Here is a 15,438-nt window from a genome sequence, read left to right as displayed (position 1 = left end):
TATTCGCTTCGGGCCTAATCTCGTTATATATCGTTACAGAACCTGGCGTCGGTCTTTGACCGGCGTCAGGTTTTGCCTGCTTCAGGTCTACCGATAGCTTTTCCTTATCCTGCGCAGGCGTTTGTGGTTTGGCCGGTGTCTTCCACGATTCCGTTCCCGCGCGAAGAACCATGATTTGGTGACTTCCGAAACTGCCAGATAAAGCACCGTGATGATGATCAGGCCAGTCATGATCGACAGCGGCAAGGGCACGAAGCCGAGCCAGTTCGCATAAGGCAGATAGGGAGTCGCGAAGGCAAGCACGGCCACGCCGAGCGCCAGCCAGCAAAGCAACGCGCTTGGGCGGCTGCGCCAGAAGGCCTTGTGTGTACGGATGACGAGCAGGATGCCGAGTTGGGTAGCCAGCGATTCGACGAACCAGCTGGTCTGGAAAGTTGCCGGGTCTGCCTTCGCCAGCAGAAGAAGGAAACCGAAGGTCAAGAAGTCGAAGGCGGAGCTGATGAGGCCGAACGTGACCATGAAGCGGCGCACGAAGCCGATGTCCCAATGCCTTGGCTTGGTGGTCTGGTCGGGGTCGACAGTGTCGGTGGCGATCGCTAGCGCCGGAATGTCCGCGAGAAAATTGTTGAGCAGAATCTGCGGGGCGAGCAGCGGCAGGAACGGCAGCGCCAACGATGCGATCGCCATCGAAACCATGTTGCCGAAATTGGCACTGGTCGCGATGGAAATGTACTTCATCGTGTTGGCGAAGGTCGCGCGCCCATCGTCGACCCCGCGCGACAAAACGCCGAGATCGCGCTTGAGCAGGATCATGTCGGCGGCCTCGCGCGCCACGTCCACTGCGCCGTCGACGGAGATGCCGACATCGGCTTCATGCAAGGCAGGGGCATCGTTGATACCGTCGCCGAGATAGCCGACGACGTGGCCGCGTCGCCTCAGTGCTTCTATGATCCGCTCCTTCTGGTTGGGATCGATCTCAACGAACAGATCCGTGCTCTGCACCCGGCCAAACAGCGCCTCCTTTGTAAGCTTGGTGAGTTCCTCGCCCGTGAGAATGTTCTTGTGGCCAAGTCCAACGGTTTCGGCCAGATGCGCCACCACGTAGCGATTGTCGCCACTGATGACCTTGACGGCGATGCCGCGATCTTTCAGCGATTCCAGTATTTCCGCCATCCCGGGCTTTGGCGGGTCGAGAAAGAGAAGAAAGCCGGCGAATGAAAATCCGGTCTCGTCTTCCATGCGGTATGCATCCTGCCGGGCGAGGTGGCGGACGGCGAGGCCGAGTACACGGTAGCCCTGCATGCACCAGTCATGCACCATCCTATCGATTGCGGTTCGGTACGCCGCGTCGAGCGGCTTGGTCTCCGTTCCTGTCACGACTGACGAGCAGACGTCGAGCACGTTCTGGACCGCGCCCTTGCAAATCATCAGGTCGTTGCCGCTCGGCCCCCGCACCACCACCGAGAGCCGTTTACGGATGAAGTCGTACGGAATCTCGTCGACCTTGGAGTACTCGGAAAGCCGATCGTCCGGCTTTGCGTCGGCGGCGATCGCCTCGTCCAGCGGATTGGCCATCCCGGTCTGAAGCGTCGCGTTGAGCAAGGCCCAGCGATGCACATCCGGCGACGGTGCGCCGTCAATGCCATTGCAGGCGTCGAGATGGATGACGCCTTCCGTGAGCGTTCCCGTCTTGTCGGTGCAAAGGAGATCCATGCTGCCGAGATTTTCGATCGCATCGAGCCGGCGCACGATGACTCCATTGGCCGCCATCGTGCGGGCGCCGCGCGCAAGCGTGACACTGATGATGGCGGGCAAAAGTTCCGGCGTCAGGCCGACGGCGAGCGCCAGGGAAAACAACAGCGAGTCGATCGGCGGGCGGTGAAGCAGGAGATTGGCGAAGAACACCAATATGACGATGACCAGCATGATTTCGGTCATCAGATAGCCGAAGCGACGGATTCCCCGGCTGAATTCGGTCTCTGGCACGTTGCGCGCCACGACCGCCGCGATCGAGGCGAACTCCGTTCGGTCGCCAGTTCTGGCCACGACCATCGTTGCGGTGCCGCTGCGCACCGACGTCCCGGTAAAGACGGTGTTGTTGCGCTGGCTGATCTGGGCATCGGGCGCCGATAGGCCTGGTGCCTTCACCACAGGGAAGGTCTCGCCGGTCAGTGCCGATTCGGAGACGTTGAAGTCACGTGCCTCCAGGAGCACCCCGTCGGCGGGCACAAGGTTGCCTGCTGACAGCCTTACGACATCGCCGGGCACCAACTCTTCTGCGGCAACGGACGTTTCCACCCCGCCGCGCAGCACTTGCGCCTTGCGCGATATCCGCGCCGTCAGCGCTTGCATCGCTTTTGAGGCGCCATACTCCTGCGTGAAGCTGAGAGTACAACTTGCCAGGACGATAACACCAATGATCACCGCTTCGCTGCCTTCTCCGACAAAGACGGAGACGATTGCCGCAAATACGAGGATCAACACCAGCGGGCTGCGGAACTGTCGCGCGAATGTGCCGAGCGCGGTGGCAGTCCCTTTACGGCCGATTGCGTTCGGACCGACTTCGTTTAGGCGCGTCAGCGCTTCCGGTTCGGAAAGGCCGGTCGTCCTCGCACGTAGGTCGATGAAGAGGTCTTCAATTGGCCTTGACCAGTAGATGTCTGTCTTGGACGCGTTGGTGACGCTTTGAACATCCATGTCTGTGTTCCCTGCCGGAATGATGCTGCATAAGAGACAACGACAAATCTAGCGTAATTCAGAAGGCATCGGCATGATCGCGCCTTGACTGGCATCAGGGGAATCGGATGCCGTTTGACCGATGGGTTTTGCGCCCGCCTATCCGGGACGATAGACATTGGACAGCGATGCGGTACGGCGCGCTACGACCGTCGCTGCTAGTTCGGCATGAGATACGGTCAGTGATCACGAAACATGGCGATTGGCAGATACCAAATCGACTGGCGGCATTGCGCGCATTCCTCTCCTGCAGATACGGGCGTGGCCGCAGGATAACGTCTCCCACTTAGGGCGTGTTGATGCGGATCAAGCGCGCCTGCTGTCCAGGAAAAGATCAGCGTGCGTGGATCATGCCAGTGAGATCGCCAAAGGAGGCAATCCCGATCAGATCAATGGCATCAGGAGATAGGCAATCACGGCCGACATTGCCGCGACCAAGGTTGCTGCCGCAAAGCGCAGCCAATAGCCAGGCGGGCCCATCAAGATCGCAACCCCCACTCGTCCGATTGCATTCGTTCCAAGAGCGGCCAGCGTTGCCTGGCCAGCGGTTTCGAGAGAGACGGCCTGCCCTGCCATTCGCGTCGCCGTTAAGGTTGCGACATCCACATCGAAGGTCCCGGACAGAGCAGATGTTGCAATCAGGCCTCCACTACCCAATTGACCAACGAGGGCTGAACTGGCGACAGCAACGATTCCAAACGTGGCGGCGAAAACCATGAGTGGGGTGAGGTCGAACGGATTTCGGTTTGACACGACCGGTATCGCGCCATCACGGACACCTGTGAGCAGGAGAAATCCAGAGGCGCCGAACGCGCAGGCCGCGGCCAGCATGGGTGCCGCGATAGTCCCAGCCATCCGCGGCTGCACCAGCAAAACGATCGTCGCGACGCGCAGGATTGAGACCATAGCCGCCAATGCAGCGCCTCCGGCTAACGGTTTTGCGTCGCCACCCGCCTTGGCGGATCTGGCAAAAGCCAGCGTCACCGCCGTTGACGATATGAGCGCCCCGGCCAACGCGCTCACTACCAGCCCTTTCGTGGGGCCAAGGACCCGTACGGCGATATAACCGAGATAGGAGATCGCTGCCGTCAGCACCGTGAAGAACCAGATTTCCCAGGGATTGAGACCTCCCCAAGGATCGATTGTGTGATCGGGGAGCAGTGGCAGGATGATCGCCGTCATCACAGCGAGCATCAACGCGGACCGCAATTCGACCCATGACAGCCGCTGCAGCAGCCCATGCAGCCATTCCCTGCTGGCGAGTGTGGCGGCGAGCGCCGTGCCTGCAGCGGCTGCGGCCTGATAGTCGCCGGAGACGGCCAATCCTCCAAGCGCAAAAACGCTCAAGGCTGCGACCACTCCGGTGACGCTGAAATCATTGTCGCGACGGGCTTCTCGCAGCGCGAATATCGCGAATACGGTCGCGAAGCCGAGAAATCCGGCAACGAATACGGACGGTTGGCCAAAGACGGCAGCCAACGCGGCGAAGACTCCGCCGAGCAATCCGGAAATGCTGTATGTGCGGATGCCGGCCGTACGGCTGCCGGCGGGCTCATCACGCTCCCGCCAGCCGCGTTCGAGGCCGACGAGCAAGCCGATGGCGAGTGCCAGGCCGAACCTGGGGATCAGCTGATCCATTAGATCGCTCCAGCGATGCCGATGACGCGCACCTTACCGCCCCGTATACGCAATCGCCTATTGCTTCTCGATAAAAGTGCCGCGTTCGCCGATGACAATGCGCACCGCGTCCTCCATCCTGCCGATCGCGGCGGGCTTTCCGGTCGCCTCGGAAAATTCGATCGCGGCGGTGACCTTCGGTCCCATCGAGCCGGATGGAAAGTCCCTGCCCGAAATCTCGGACGTGCGCACATGGCCGAGCGCGCGGGCGGCGTTCGTGCCCCATCCTACATAGACGGCATCGACATCGGTCAGCATGAGCAGCATGTCGGCCTCGAGCTGGCGGGCCAGCAGCGAGGAGGCGAGGTCCTTGTCGATGACGGCCTCGACGCCCGCAACGGCGCCGCTCTCCAGCTCGACGACGGGTATGCCACCTCCGCCGGCACAGATGACGATGACCCCATGCGCGACGAGGAAGGAGAGCACCTCCGTTTCCAGGATCGCCAACGGCTTTGGCGACGGCACGACGCGGCGCCATTTGTCGTTGTCTGGCGCGATTGTCCAACCGCGTTCGGTGGCGAACCTGCGTGCCGTCGCCTCGTCATAGACCGGGCCGATCGGCTTGGTGGGACTGGAGAAGGCGGGATCGCGCGGATCGACCTTTATCTGCGTCAGCAGCGTGGCAAAGAGCCTGTCCTTTATCACGTTGCCGAGTTCCTGCTGGAGGACGTAGCCGATCATGCCGGCACTCTCGGCATCCAGCACGTCGAGCGGGAATGCGCTTTCGGAGGAAGCCGCGGCCTGCAGAGCAAGCAGCCCGACCTGGGGCCCGTTGCCGTGCGTGATGATGAGCGTGTGACCATCGCGGATGAGATCGCCAAGAACGGCCGCAGCACGACGCACGTTGGTGCGCTGGTTCTCCGCGGTCATCGGCTCCCCCCTGCGCAGCAATGCATTGCCACCGAGCGCAACGACGACGCGCATCTCAGTTGCCGATCGTGGCGACGAGGATCGCCTTGATCGCGTGCATGCGGTTCTCGGCCTGGTCGAAGACGATGGATGCTTCGGACTCGAACACCTCGTCCGTGACCTCCATGCAGTCTATGCCGTACTTCTGCGAAATATGAGCGCCGATCTCCGTTTCGGTATCGTGGAACGCAGGCAGGCAGTGCATGAACTTGGTGTAGGGGTTTCCGGTCGCTGCCATCAGCTTGCGCGTCACGCGATAGGGCGTCAGGAGCTTTATCCGTTCGGTCCAGCCGCTCTCGTCCTCGCCCATCGACAGCCAGACATCCGTATAGATGAAGTCGGCACCGAGCACGCAGCTTTCGACGTCGTCATCCAGCCTGAAGCGGCCCCCGCTCCGTTCAGCCAGCCCCCGAATGTGCGCGCAAAAATGCTCTTCCGGCCACAGCTTCTTCGGGGAAGCGATGCGGATGTCCATGCCGACCTTGGCGGCGCCGATGGCCAGCGACTGTGCGACGTTGTCACGTCCTTCGCCGACAAACGCGACCGTCATGTCCGAAAGATGCTTGTGCGTGAACTCGCGCATGGTCATCAGGTCGGCGAGGATCTGGGTCGGATGATCCTCATTGGTCAAGCCGTTGTAGACCGGAACGCCGGCATAAGCGGCGAGCAGCTCGACCTGATGCTGTCCGAAGCCTCGATATTCGATCGCATCATACATGCGACCGAGCACGCGAGCGGTGTCTTTCATCGATTCCTTGTGGCCAATATGGCTGCCCGTAGGACCGAGATAGGTGACATGTGCGCCTTGGTCATAGGCGGCAACTTCGAAACCGGATCGGGTGCGTGTGGAATCCTTCTCAAAGATGAGCGCAATGTTCTTGCGGCTTAGCCGCGGTACTTCCGTCCCACTCTGCTTGGCGGTCTTGAAATCGGCGGCTAGCTTGAGCAGGTAACGGATCTCGGACGGCGAGAAGTCGTCGAGTGTCAGCACGTTACGGCCATGGAGATTGACGGGCATGTCGGCGTTTCCTTGTTAGGCTCCGATTGTATTCAGATCGCGTCGCGCGCGATCGGACAGGTCATGCAGTGGCCGCCGCCGCGACCGCGGCTGAGCTCGCCACCTTCCACCGTAATAACTTCGATGCCGGAATGGCGTAGCAGCGTGTTGGTGTAGACATTGCGATCATAGCCGATGACGACTCCAGGCTCGACCGCGATGACGTTGTTGCCGTCGTCCCATTGTTCGCGCTCGGCTTCGTAGCCGTCGCCGCCTGTTGCAACGATGCGCAGGCTTTTCAGGCCAAGCGCCTCCTTGACGACTTCCGTGAACGGCTTGGTCTCCTCCACGACTTCGACCGCCGCCTCACCTTCGCCAGGACGCAGCGAGAAAGTGCGCAACCGCTCGACGACGGGCGGGTACATTGTGACGAGATCGCGGTCGCAGAAGGTGAAAATCGTATCGAGATGCATGAAGGAACGGTCGCGCGGCATCAGCGCAGCGATCACGCGCGTGGCTTCGCCGGCGGCGAACAGGCTGCGCGCAAGTCCTCCGACCGCCTGCGGTGTGGTGCGTTCGCCCATGCCGACCAGGACCACTCCACCACCGACCGGCATGACATCGCCGCCTTCCAGGCTCACGCCCGGGCCTGGATTGTCGGGCGACACGAAGGGCAGGCCGGCATCACGAAAGCGGGGATGAAAGCGGTAGACGGCCTCGACATTGGCGGCTTCCGGCTTACGCGCCGGCCAGTACATGGCGTTGACCGAAATCGCACGATAGATCCAGCAGGAGGAGTCGCGGGTGAAAAGCTGGTTGGGCAGCGGAGGAAGCACGAAGTCCTGCGGCAGCAGCGTCTTGCCCGTCAGTCCGGCAGGCTTGAAGGGCAGTTCTGCCCGAGCAATGCCGCCGACAAGGAAAGTCGCCAGATCCGTGGCGGGCATCTCGTTGAGCCAGCCGCGCATCTCATCAACCATGTCGTAGCCGACCACCGAGGTATCGACCCTTCGGTCGAGCAGCCATTTGCGGGCGTCCGGCAACGCCATGGTCTCAGCCAGCAAATCAGCGAACTGATGCACCGTCACGCCGCGTTCGCGCAGGGCATCGACGAAGACGTCGTGCTCCTGTCTGGCGCGCTTGACCCACAGCACGTCGTCGAACAGCAGGGCCTTGCAATTGTCCGGGGTCAGACGCTGCAGGCTGAGGTCGGGTCGGTGCACCATCACCTCCCGCAGACGGCCGATTTCGGAATGAACGCCGAGAGCGGTCCCAAGAACAGTCATGGGTTGTTCCTTTCAATTGTGCAGGTTGACTTCAGAGCGCGCTAACCGCGCCCATCCACATTTCGTATGCGGCGTAGAGCCCGACCGCGATCAGGGCCACCGCCAACACTGCCTCGACTGGATGGAAGAGACGTGCCTGGTTTTCGCGCCGTGCCCAGACGTAAAAGATGATACCCACCGCATAGAGGATGGCGCACATGAACAGATACGAAAGTCCTGCCGCATAGACGAGCCACAGACCATATATCGTTGCCAGTAGCCCGATCAGCAGAGCGCCGGTGCGGTTTTCGCCCGGCTGGTAGCTTTCGCCGGTGATGGCAAGTTTCGCCGCATAGGCGCCAGAGAAGACGTAGGGCACCAGGATGGCCACCGAGGCGATCGAGAAAAGCGCCTGATAAGTGCTCTGGGCATAAAGGGTAATGATCAAGAACACTTGCACGAGCAGGTTGGTGACAAGCAAGGACGTGGATGGCACGCCGCGCTCGTTCTCGTAGCCGAAGAACTTTGGCATGGTGCCGTCATTGCCAGCGACGTGCGGGATTTCGGCTGCGAGCAGGGTCCAACTCAGGAAGGCGCCAACAACTGAAACGACGAGCGCGAGGTTGATAAGGATCGCACCCCATGGACCGACCACGGCCTCCAGAACGCCCGCCATCGAAGGGTTCTTCAGAGCGGCAAGTTCCGGCTGGCTCAGGACGCCGAGCGATAACAGAGAAACCAGCGCATAGAGCGCCAGGCAACTGAAGAAGCCGAGCACCGTGGCGGTGGCGATATCCTTTCGGCGTTCGGCACGGGCGGAAAAGACGCTGGCGCCCTCGATGCCGATGAACACCCACAGTGTCACCAGCATGGTGCTTTTCACCTGCGTCATGATCGTGCCGAGGCTGGCGTTACCGAGTCCGGTGAAATCAAGCGACCATACCTGCATCTTGAACGCCACTGCGACTATGCCAACGAACAGCACGATCGGTGCGATCTTGGCGATCGTGACAACCGTGTTCACGATCGCCGCCTGGCGCACGCCAGCCATGATCAGGAGATGGATGGCCCAGAGCAGCACTGATGCGCCCAGCACCGCCTGCCAAGTGTTGCCATCGCCGAAGGCTGGATAAAAGTAGGACAGAGCGCTGAAGACGATGACGGCATAGGAGACGTTGCCCACCCAGGCGCTGACCCAGTAGCCCCAAGCGGCGTTGAAGCCGATGAACGGACCAAAGCCGGCCTTGGCATAGGCGTAAGGACCCGCGTCCAGGGTCGGCTTACGGGTGGCCAGCGACTGATAAACAAAGACCAGTGCCAACATGCCAACTGCCGTGATGCCCCAGCCGATGATGATGGCGAGCGGGCCGGCACCGGCCGCCATGTTCTGCGGCAGGCTGAACACACCCGAGCCGACCATCGAACCGATCACGAGGGCGGTGAGCGCGCCAAGGCGCAGCTTATTGCTTGATCCTGCCGATGTCGAAGTGGCCAACACAGCAGGCGGGGGAGTATCAGAAGTGGGAATATCAGTGACGGCCATGGCAGGTCTCCGAGGTTTTGGCTGTTTTCCCGGAGACGATCGTTTGGTTCCGTCGGGATGACATTGACGCGGGTCAAATCGACGTCAGGTTTTATTTGGTGAGGCCGGACGTAAATTGTTCAAGAGTGATCGCTACCGCAATTCGAACAGCTCTTGATGGAACCGCTCGTCCACAGGCAAGCCCTGAGCGGCGAAGTCTGCCCGTAGTGCTGCTCCGAACTTAATGGGACCGCAGAACCAAACGCTTGCTTCTGGCCAGCCGGGGACCATCTCGCGGATACGCTCGCCAGAAAGCTTGCCGTCACGCGCGTCTATCAGGGTGTGGAGACGTACGTTGGCGGCGCGAGCATCCTGCGCGAGGCGTTTCAGTGCTTCTTCATCGACCTCACGCGTGGTGTGGAACAGGTCGATTTCGGGACGAGTCTGGGTCGATTTTTGAGTTGCCATCTCCTTCAAGCGCGCGACGAAGGGTGTGATGCCGATGCCGGCGCCTACCCAAATCTGGCGTGGCGAACCGTCATCGAACGTGAAGCAACCATATGGGCCCTCGACGGTGACCTTCTGGCCCACTTTCAGCCGGTCGACCAAACCGCTCGTGTGATCGCCGAGTTCCTTGGAAATGAAGGTGATCGCGGGGTTGGAGGGGTCCCAAGCCGAAGCGATTGTGTAGGGATGCGCCCCTTCGAATGGGTTGGACGTCGCAAACGCGAATTGTCCAGCTTCGTGGCCTGCCAGCCTTGCCCCACCTCAATCACAGTTTCAAGGGAGCGGACGCCCGGATAGTGGCGCATCTCGGCAATCTCGCCCATGACGCGCCTTCCGGCGCCAATCCGCCCAAAGAGCGAGATCACCGCCGCGTAGCTGCCGGCAACCAGTAGAACGGCGACGATTGGTCCGAGAGGCGTCACCCACATGCCATAGTCGAGCAAGACGACTGCATGGAATGCAAGTGCAAGGTAGACGACGGGCATAAGTCGGTGGCTATAGCGAAACCACCGGTAAGGGATGAGCTTGATCAGCGCGATCAGCAGCAGGGCGACCACGGCGTAGAAAGCCAATTGCCCAACATCCTCCGCCGTACCGTGAAAGTTCCCAAGAAATCGGCGAATCGGGTCTGTGATCTCTGGGCGTGGCCCACGGGCCGGGGGCACGAGGAACCCAAGCCCAACTGCCCATTTAGGTCCTTCGGACCAGAGCCAGTGAAAGATCGCAAGCCCCAGCACGCCGATCCCCAGCCATTTGTGCAGCCTGTACATCTTGTCGAGGCCACCCAATCCCACCTCGGGCCAGCGCGGCCGAATCGACAGAAGCATAGCTACACTCATGGCTCCGATGGCCAAGACTCCACTGAACTGCATAAGCAATTCGCGCAGAGGAAAGACATTCGTGGCCGAGAAAATTGCGCTATTCCAAGCAAGCCAAAGTAGGCTCAGTACAATCCAGAAGCCCCAGAACAGCCGTATATTACCACGCGTCACGATCGCCTCATTCCGTATCCGGCTTGCTCATACTCGAAGAGCGGAACACCGCCATGACCTGCATCAATGGCGCCATCCTATTTTCTGTCGGTCCGATGACGATGGTCATCAGATACTGCAATCCGTTTTAACCATGGCGCAATGCGAAGCGGCATTGAGCAGGATCAAGGAAGTATTGGACGATGACGATATCAGCTCGACGCGTTGTGCAGTGATGTTGACGGGCGGCGCCGGCAGGCATGGGCTTGGAACTGATCGCCTGGTGTGGCGGCCATCACCAGTTCTTGTCGTAATCCCGGCGCGCATCTATCCGCGCCTGATGAAACCTGGGAAAAGTTCACCCAAACGCGAAGGTGTTCGATTCTCGGTGAGCAATTTGCAGCGTTCTGCTTGCGAGCTTGCGGCCGCCAGCGCCTGCAAGGGCCGTCCATTGTGCATGCTTTGGCCCGCCAATGGGTATTGGTTGGTTCCGCATGTACGTGCCACGTCGCGCAAGGGATCGCCGATCGGCAGCGAGAGCGGCATGACCTGGGGCAGCGCATTGAGCAGGCCGCTGCCAACGTCTCCCGAGAGACGGTAGGCGCCGCACAGGAACAGCGTTGCCTGCGGGTCGCCCGAGAAGTGGTCAGCTCCGTGACACGCCCGGAATTCCTCGGGTTCGAGGCAGTCGGCGCCGGGCTCATGCCCGATATCTCCCCGCCGAGTAGCTTCGGTCCGGCGACAGTCTCCTGAGGTCATGGGCATTCTTGCGAAGCATCTCGCCTCGTCGCTCATGGCCATCCGGCCGCTATCCATTCCTCCACCGCAACTTTGTTGGCGCTCTGAAATTGGTCAAGCCCAGACGTATCGACTTGCATGGCCACCGTTGACGCCACCCTTGTAGATCAACCCGATGAACAAACGAAGGAAGCTGGAGCTGACATTCTCGATGATAGCGCGGGACAGCGCCGTCAACTGCGCCCTGAAAACACTATCCCACCACCGCCGAAAAATGCCCTTCAATGGGTCTGCCTTGACTTGGAACAAGGCGACGTCACTCGAAACAGTATCGGTCTTCCTATCCTTGGGGACTGACGGGTGTTGTTCATTGGAGCGAAAGGAGCATCAATCGGTCGGGCAACCGTTTGGACAGTCACGGCTCGCAAAAGCATAACGAATGAAACCAAATAATGGAGGAGGTGGAAGGTGGGTCGCGAACGTATCGGCTGCGACAGGTTGCGCGCCAAGGTCACGAGTGCGGAGCATGCAGCTTCATTCATCGCCTCGGGGAGCACCGTTGGAATGAGCGGCTTTACTGGCTCCGGTTACCCCAAGACCGTTCCTCTCGCATTGGCTAGACGGATCGAAGTCGAGCACGCAGCCGGCAACCCCTTCCGCATTCGCGTGTGGACCGGCGCTTCGACCGGCCCTGAACTGGATGGCGCCCTTGCCAAGGCGGACGGCATAGAATTCCGCCTGCCCTACAATTCCGATCCGGTCGCCCGCGAGATGATCAACCGCGGCGAAATGGAGTATTTCGACATGCATCTGAGCCAGGTCGCGCCGATGGCGTGGCAAGGCTTTCTCGGGCCACTCGATACGGCAGTCATCGAAGTCGCCGGGATCAGGCCCGATGGCTCGCTCATTCCGTCCTCCTCGGTCGGCAACAACAAGACTTGGCTCGACCGCGCACGGCAAGTGATCCTGGAGGTCAACAATTGGCAGAATGCCGCCCTCGAAGGGATGCACGACATTTACTACGGCACGGCACTGCCGCCTCATCGAGTGCCCATTCCACTCATCCGTCCGGACCAGCGCATTGGCGAGCCGTGTTTCCGCTGCGACCCTGAAAAGATCGTCGCAATCGTCGAGACCCACGCGCCAGACCGCAACCTTCCTTTCTCGCCGCCGGACGAGACGGCTCGGTCCATCGCCGGGCATCTCCTGGAGTTCTTCCGTCATGAGGTGGCGAAGGGAAGACTTCCCGCATCCCTGCTTCCGATCCAGTCGGGTGTCGGCAACATTGCCAATGCCGTGCTTGGCGGTCTCGTCGATGCGGCGTTTGAGGATATGACCGCCTATACCGAGGTGATCCAGGACGGCATGCTGGACCTGCTCGAGTCCGGCAAGCTTCGCATGGCTTCCGCGACGGCGTTTTCGCTGAGCCCCGAGGCCGCGGCACGGCTCAATGCCGACATGGCGCGCTTCCGGGACAAGATGATCCTTCGGCCCCAGGAAATCAGCAATCATCCGGAACTGATCCGGCGTCTGGGCTGCATCGCGATGAACGGGCTGATCGAGGCCGATATCTATGGCAACGTCAATTCCACGCACATCATGGGATCGCGAATCCAGAACGGCATCGGCGGGTCAGGCGATTTCGCGCGCAACGCCTATGTTTCCATCTTCATGACGCCCTCGACGGCCAAGGGCGGGAAGATTTCCGCGATCGTGCCGCAAGCGAGCCACGTGGATCACATCACCCAGGATGTTCAGGTGATCGTGACCGAACAGGGCCTCGCCGATCTGCGCGGCCTCTCGCCCAAGCAGCGCGCCGAGATCATCATCTCGAATTGCGCGCATCCCGACTACAAGCCGGCATTGGCCGACTATTACCGGCGGGCCAGGGAGCATTCCTACGGTCAGCAGTCACCGTCGCTGCCCGGTGAGGCGCTTTCCTGGCACCAGAGGTTCATCGAAACCGGAACTATGCTTCACTGAGGTACGGCAGATACAGGCTGTCCATGGCTGCGCCAAAGGGGCCGACAGGTGCCGCGAACAACCGACGTATCAAGTGTGATTTCCCGCAATGGTGACGGCTCCTCGATGCCAATTTGATCAGGTCGACCTAGCCCTGGCTCCGAGTTCGACCCTTCATCTCAGGGCAAACCGTTTTGTTGCAACCGATTCGTCAAAAGCGGCGTCGCGCTGCAAAATCCTGCTGCTGTGCCCGCGCCGATCAGCTCACAAAACTACGCCGGCACAGGTGGAAATGCGGCGTTTCATGTGGTTCAACCTAAGCAGTTCGCCGCGAAGGTGCCGATCCCGAAACGGCTGATGCACATTCTCGAGGGTGAAGCGCTTCTGAACGACGCTTCCGGCCTCGTCTGCATGCGTTTTGAGCAAGATCAATTTCGCCAGGGTTATGTAGTGCTCCATTGGCCGGGCCAGCGCCTGCGGCGCCTGAATCACTATCGAGGCTCCCATGAAAACTCCCGCACAATCTTTCATCGTCGAAGTCAAACGCAAATACCGCATTCCGCCAGACCATTCGCCCCTTTTGGCGATTCAGAATGGAAGCCGCGCGGCGGAGAAGATTACTCCTCTATCGACGAGTCGTAGTGCCTCGAACGAGCCGATTCGCTCGCTGAAAGGCAATAGAAATCTGCTCCACCTCCAAATCCCCGCAGCCAAGTGACGTGGTGCTCGATCAATATTTCGTTCGGTTGACATGGCAAAACGAGCTCCCGTTCAAAGCCCTCCCCGTCAAACACCGGCCGGAACGTGAGGATTAGCGATCATGTGGAGCGAAGTGCTGCCAAGGTGAGTTGAGCGATCATTTTTTCTTCGTCGGTCGCAACAACGCGGATTTCGATACGGCTTTCCGGCGCGCTAATCACCGCATCGCCGCGCTCGTTGGCTGTGTGATCGAGTACGGCGCCAAGCCATGCGAGCCTTAAACAAATGGCGGCGCGGACCTGCGGTGCGTGTTCGCCTATGCCGGCGGTGAAGACGATGCCGTCCACCCCGCCGAGTGAGCTTGCCATAGCGCCGGCCTCCCGCGCGATGCGGTAAGCGAAAAGCTCGACGGCTTCGGCGGCGCGCTGATCGGTGCTGCCAAGGAGTGCGCGCATGTCGCTGGAGATGCCACCCGACACGCCGAGCAGGCCGGAGTGCTTGTACAGAAGGTCCTCCACCTGTTTCGCGGTCATGCCGCGTTCCTGCAATAGATACAGGATCACGCCCGGATCAAGATTGCCGGGGCGCGTGCCCATCATCAGCCCGTCCAGCGTGCTGAAGGCCATGGTCGTGTCGATGCTTTTTCCGCCGCTGAGCGCGCACAGGCTTGCGCCATTACCGAGATGGGCGACGATCACGCGGCCTCTGGCCAGCTTGGGCGCGATCTCATGTAGACGGCCGGCAATGTATTCGTAAGACAGGCCATGGAAGCCGTAGCGGCGAACACCCATGGTCTCGTATTCGCGTGGCAGCGCGAAGCGGCTGGCGACGAGCGGCATCGTGTTGTGGAAGGCAGTGTCGAAGCACACGACCTGCGGAAGCTTTTGCCGTGCGGTCGCGATCGCCCGGATTGGCGCGACATTCTGTGGCTCGTGGAGCGGGGCTAGCGGCGTCAGCAGGTCGAGCGCGGCAAGAAGTTCGGGCGTCACCCGTTCCGGCCGGGCGTGGTTTGGACCACCATGCACCACCCGGTGACCCACAGCGATCAGCCGCTCCTCGCCGACATGGGCGTCGATCCAATCGATCATGTTTCCGAAGAGCATTCGGAAATTCCCTGCGGCGTCCGGCCAGCGCTGATCGACAAGAACAACTCCGTTAGCATCACGCGCCACGAAATGCGGATCGGCAGCGATCTCCTCGATCTCGCCGCGTACAGCAAGGTCGAACCGATCTGTGCCGGTCTTGAACAGCGCGAACTTGAGGCTGGAGGACCCGGCATTGAGAGTCAGGATCGTGTCCGCCATTACCAAAAACCTCCTAGCCCCTCACCCTGCCCGTCTCAGGACGGTGGACCTTGATCCGCATCAAGGCAATCATATCGGAGCTGTATCATTTTGAGGGCCGATGTGCCCTACAGGGCTGCGTTCTCCGGGCGGTCCGTCATGGCTCGCTCCGCAA

General features: G+C 60.7%; 13 protein-coding genes. 3 read left to right on the top strand and 10 right to left on the bottom strand.

What is annotated here, in order from left to right; all coding sequences use genetic code 11:
* Positions 1 to 87 precede the first annotated feature (87 nt).
* The 8 genes from mgtA to EB231_RS35110 all read right to left on the bottom strand — a co-directional run bounded on the left by mgtA (position 88) and on the right by EB231_RS35110 (position 10,437).
* Positions 88 to 2,697 carry a magnesium-translocating P-type ATPase gene (gene mgtA, locus EB231_RS11105; protein WP_172348845.1) on the bottom strand — a complete coding sequence of 870 codons (2,610 nt, stop codon included), beginning with the start codon at positions 2,695 to 2,697 and terminating at the stop codon, positions 88 to 90.
* A 423-nt stretch (positions 2,698 to 3,120) separates the two neighbouring features.
* Complete coding sequence (locus EB231_RS11100) at positions 3,121 to 4,374, bottom strand: MgtC/SapB family protein (RefSeq protein WP_172348844.1); 1,254 nt, start codon at positions 4,372 to 4,374, stop codon at positions 3,121 to 3,123.
* A gap of 57 nt (positions 4,375 to 4,431) precedes the next feature.
* On the bottom strand, positions 4,432 to 5,337 hold the full coding sequence (gene arcC / locus EB231_RS11095) for a carbamate kinase (protein WP_172348843.1): 906 nt from the start codon (positions 5,335 to 5,337) through the stop codon (positions 4,432 to 4,434).
* A gap of 1 nt (position 5,338) precedes the next feature.
* On the bottom strand, positions 5,339 to 6,340 hold the full coding sequence (argF, locus tag EB231_RS11090; protein ID WP_172348842.1) for an ornithine carbamoyltransferase: 1,002 nt from the start codon (positions 6,338 to 6,340) through the stop codon (positions 5,339 to 5,341).
* Between the two features lie 32 nt (positions 6,341 to 6,372).
* On the bottom strand, positions 6,373 to 7,602 hold the full coding sequence (locus EB231_RS11085) for an arginine deiminase (protein ID WP_172348841.1): 1,230 nt from the start codon (positions 7,600 to 7,602) through the stop codon (positions 6,373 to 6,375).
* 31 nt (positions 7,603 to 7,633) lie between these two features.
* The gene (arcD, locus tag EB231_RS11080) at positions 7,634 to 9,124 is read right to left on the bottom strand and encodes an arginine-ornithine antiporter (RefSeq protein WP_172348840.1); all 1,491 of its coding nucleotides are present in this window, start codon (positions 9,122 to 9,124) and stop codon (positions 7,634 to 7,636) included.
* Between the two features lie 132 nt (positions 9,125 to 9,256).
* Complete coding sequence (locus EB231_RS35115) at positions 9,257 to 9,712, bottom strand: hypothetical protein (protein WP_246740910.1); 456 nt, start codon at positions 9,710 to 9,712, stop codon at positions 9,257 to 9,259.
* Complete coding sequence (locus tag EB231_RS35110) at positions 9,697 to 10,437, bottom strand: ferric reductase-like transmembrane domain-containing protein (protein ID WP_246740909.1); 741 nt, start codon at positions 10,435 to 10,437, stop codon at positions 9,697 to 9,699. Before EB231_RS35110 ends, EB231_RS35115 begins: the two co-directional genes overlap by 16 nt.
* A gap of 73 nt (positions 10,438 to 10,510) precedes the next feature.
* On the opposite strand from EB231_RS35110, the gene EB231_RS11070 reads away from it, so the two are divergent.
* Both EB231_RS11070 and EB231_RS11065 read left to right on the top strand, forming a co-directional pair.
* Positions 10,511 to 11,182: a hypothetical protein gene (locus tag EB231_RS11070; RefSeq protein ID WP_172347035.1), complete on the top strand. Its 672-nt coding sequence runs from the start codon at positions 10,511 to 10,513 to the stop codon at positions 11,180 to 11,182.
* Between the two features lie 605 nt (positions 11,183 to 11,787).
* Positions 11,788 to 13,302 (top strand): acetyl-CoA hydrolase/transferase family protein, encoded by a 1,515-nt coding sequence (locus tag EB231_RS11065; protein WP_172348839.1) that lies wholly within the window; start codon positions 11,788 to 11,790, stop codon positions 13,300 to 13,302.
* A gap of 243 nt (positions 13,303 to 13,545) precedes the next feature.
* Here the strand turns inward: EB231_RS11065 and EB231_RS11060 are convergent, their stop codons facing one another.
* A complete protein-coding gene (locus EB231_RS11060; protein ID WP_172348838.1) occupies positions 13,546 to 13,788 on the bottom strand; it encodes a hypothetical protein in 243 nt (80 codons plus the stop codon).
* On the opposite strand from EB231_RS11060, the gene EB231_RS11055 reads away from it, so the two are divergent.
* Positions 13,787 to 13,999: a hypothetical protein gene (locus EB231_RS11055; RefSeq protein ID WP_172348837.1), complete on the top strand. Its 213-nt coding sequence runs from the start codon at positions 13,787 to 13,789 to the stop codon at positions 13,997 to 13,999. The two genes, EB231_RS11060 and EB231_RS11055, sit on opposite strands and share 2 nt — an antisense overlap.
* A 100-nt stretch (positions 14,000 to 14,099) precedes the next feature.
* Here the strand turns inward: EB231_RS11055 and EB231_RS11050 are convergent, their stop codons facing one another.
* Complete coding sequence (locus EB231_RS11050; RefSeq protein WP_172348836.1) at positions 14,100 to 15,284, bottom strand: acetate/propionate family kinase; 1,185 nt, start codon at positions 15,282 to 15,284, stop codon at positions 14,100 to 14,102.
* Positions 15,285 to 15,438: the final 154 nt, after the last annotated feature.

The sequence above is a fragment of the Mesorhizobium sp. NZP2298 genome, from assembly GCF_013170825.1.
Taxonomy (GTDB): Bacteria; Pseudomonadota; Alphaproteobacteria; order Rhizobiales; family Rhizobiaceae; genus Mesorhizobium.
This window is presented reverse-complemented; position numbering and strand designations above follow the sequence as displayed.